Source organism: Cytophagia bacterium CHB2 (assembly GCA_030263535.1).
GTDB lineage: Bacteria > Zhuqueibacterota > Zhuqueibacteria > Zhuqueibacterales > Zhuqueibacteraceae > Coneutiohabitans.
The window spans coordinates 1-3,332 of sequence record SZPB01000525.1 but is presented as its reverse complement, the minus strand read 5'-3'; the positions used below and the strand labels follow the sequence as shown (position 1 = coordinate 3,332).

The 3,332-nt window shown below is 54.4% G+C and carries 1 protein-coding gene; it reads left to right on the top strand.

All coding sequences use genetic code 11. From position 1 onward, the window contains the following. Positions 1-3,082: transcription-repair coupling factor (mfd, locus tag FBQ85_28370; protein ID MDL1879048.1), on the top strand; the 3,082-nt coding region annotated here is incomplete at its 5' end. Between the last annotated feature and the right edge of the window lie 250 nt (positions 3,083-3,332).

The following is a 3,332-nucleotide window of genomic DNA, read 5'->3' as shown; positions in this document are numbered from 1 at the left end:
GGTTGAGGCGATCGAGCATCTCGTCGAATACAACAGCAAAAAGGAATTCGGCAAGGCCCGGCCGCCGGTGGTGTTGACGACGGCGAAGGCCGTGCTTGAAACATTGCTCTCACCGCAGGCTTTGCATGCGAAGAAGATCGAACTGCGGCTGGGCGACGAGCTGCCGTTTGAAACGCTGATCACTCAGTTGATCGAAATGGGATTCGAGCGCCAGCCGGTAGTCGAGCAGCCCGGCGAGCTGGCGGTGCGCGGCGGCATCATTGATCTCTTTCCACTTTCACGCACGCTGCCGGTACGCATCGAGTTTTGGGGCGACCGCGTCGAGTCGCTGCGCGAGTTCGATCCCACCACGCAACGCTCCGAAAGCGAAATCTCTAAAGTGATTTTGCTGCCGCAGAATATTGTTGCTCTGGCGGAAGAGGGCAAGAATGGCAAAGAGTCCTCGACATCTAAAAAAGCGCCAACGCAGACGCTGCTCAACTATTTTCCCGAAAACACCATCGTTTGTTTTTTTCGTCCCGATCAAATTCTTGCGGCGTTGAACGACGGCAAAGTCGAATCCAGCACGGATGACGGCGATTGGCTTGAATCCGATGTGGCAAATGATCTCGATGAGCAAAGCTGGCAGGCCTTCGCGGGGCGCTTTCAAAAATTCCGGCAATTGACGTTCGCGCAATTTCATCACGATAGCGAAGACGATCTCATCGATTTACACGCGATTCCACAACCCTCGCTGCACGGCGATCTCAAAGCGTTGCGTCTCGATCTGGAATCATTCAAGGAAAAAAGCCAAAGTCCGGATCCCCCCAAAATTTTTTTTGTTTGCGAATCTCCGACGCACGCCGAACGCATCGGCGAGTTGTTGGAAGAAAGTGAATTGGCGGCGTATCGCCTCCATGTGCTCACCGGCCCGATTCACGGCGGCTTCAGTTTGCCGCAACAAAATCTCGTTGTTTATACTGATCACGAATTTTACGGCCGCGTGCGCCGCATTCGCAAGCGCCGCAAGCAGAGAACCGGACTTACGTTCCGCCAACTCAAGTCGCTCAAGCGCGGTGATTACATCGTGCATGTCGATCATGGCATCGGCGTTTATCAAGGACTCGAACACATCAAAATTGGAGAGAATGAGCAAGAGTGCATCGTCATTCACTATCTTGATAAAGACAAGCTGTATGTGCCGTTGGATAAAATGGATCGTGTACAAAAATACACCGCACGCGAATCCGCAGCGCCCAAGCTGCACAAACTCGGCTCCACTGATTGGGAAAAACTCAAAGCGCGCACGAAAAAGCGCATCAAGGATATTGCACGCGATTTGATCCAGCTTTACGCGGCGCGCGAAGCCGAGAAGGGCTATGCGTTTTCCGCAGACACAATCTGGCAGCGCGATCTCGAAGCTTCATTTGAATATGAAGACACGCCCGATCAAGCGCGTGCCGTCGAAGAAGTCAAGCGCGACATGGAAGGCGAGAAGCCCATGGATCGCTTGGTCTGCGGCGATGTCGGCTACGGCAAAACCGAGGTTGCGATTCGCGCCGCCTTCAAAGCTGTGCAAGACAGCAAGCAAGTGGCGGTGCTTGTGCCGACGACTCTGCTCGCGCAACAGCATTACAACACCTTCAGCAGCCGATTGCAGCGCTATCCCGTGCGCGTCGACGTTTTGTCGCGTTTCCGCTCGAGCGCAGAACAAAAGAGGATTGCCGAGCGTCTTAAACAAGGCGAGGTTGACATTATCATCGGCACACATCGCTTGTTGTCGAAGGATATCGCGTTCAAAGATCTCGGTTTGCTGATTGTTGATGAAGAACAGCGTTTCGGCGTGCGCCACAAGGAATTGCTCAAGAAGCTGAAGGTGAATGTCGATGTGCTCACGCTCTCGGCCACGCCGATTCCGCGCACGCTGCACATGGCGCTGACCGGTGTGCGCGATATGTCGAATATCAACACGCCGCCGCGCGACCGCCTGCCGATTCACACTGAGGTGGCGCAGCTTGATCGCGATCTCGTGCGCACGGCGATTATGCGCGAGATTCATCGCGGCGGCCAGGTATTTGTGGTACACAATCGCATCAGCTCGATTCATCGCATTGCCGGATTGATTCGTGCGCTCGTTCCGGAGGTGGAAATTGGCGTGGCGCACGGCCGGATGAATGAGCACGAGTTGGAAGAGGTGATGGTCAATTTCGTGCGGCGCGATTATCACGTGCTGGTGGCGACGATGATCATCGAGTCCGGCCTTGACATGCCGAACGTGAACACGATGATCATCAATCGCGCGGACCGCTTTGGTCTGGCGCAACTTTATCAACTGCGCGGGCGCGTGGGCCGCAGTCACCACAAGGCCTATTGCTATCTCGTGGTGCCGCCGATCCGGAATCTTTCCAATGAGGCGATCAAGCGCCTGGAGACGATTGAAGAATTCACCGATCTAGGCAGCGGCTTTCAAATTGCCATGCGCGATCTTGAAATTCGCGGCGCCGGCAACTTGCTGGGCGCGGAGCAAAGCGGCATGATCGACGCGGTTGGCTTCGATTTGTACACGCGCATTTTGGACGAGGCGGTGCGTGAAGCGCGCCACGAAGCGCAGCCCGAATCCGTCGAGCCGTTCGTTGAAAAAGAGCAATGCCGGGTTGATCTCGACGGCGATGCGTTTCTGCCGGCGGATTACGTCGATCTGCCGGAAGAGCGCGTAGCGATTTACCGCCGCCTTGCCGAAGCTGATTCGCTGGCGGAAATCGAAGCCATTTCCGATGAATTGACCGATCGCTTTGGCAAGCTGCCGCTGCCTGCACGCAATCTGCTCGGTTTGGCCAGTTTGAAATTGTTGGGAACAGCGCTGGGTTTGAAGAGTTTGCGTGTATTAGCCCGGGAGAGTCGCGCCAAATTCAGCGACGCCGTGCAGCGAGAATCCGGCAAATCGTTCGAAGAATGGGTTGATGGGATGATGCGCCGCGCGCCCTATCCCATCGAATTTTTTCAGAACGGCGGACTCGGCTTCAAAATGGAGATTCCCAAAGGCCAGGCCGCGATGCCGATGACGGTGAAGCTGTTGATGGGGATGCAGCGGGACTGGAAATAAGAACGTTTCGCAACATCTGCCGCTACTTATGGCCATCGAAAAACAAAGATTGATAAGGATTCTGAATTTGTGCTATATTCACAATGAATGAACAGAATCTGTGTAGAATCTTTTGAGGTTCAGCAGGAGCCGCTTAAATCTATTTTGAAAGAAGGAAACGTGAGCACATTCATTTCAGTCAGGCGGAGCCTGATTTTTCTACTGGCAATCGCAAGCTTGAAATTCGGTTGCAACAAAAGCACGGAGGAGG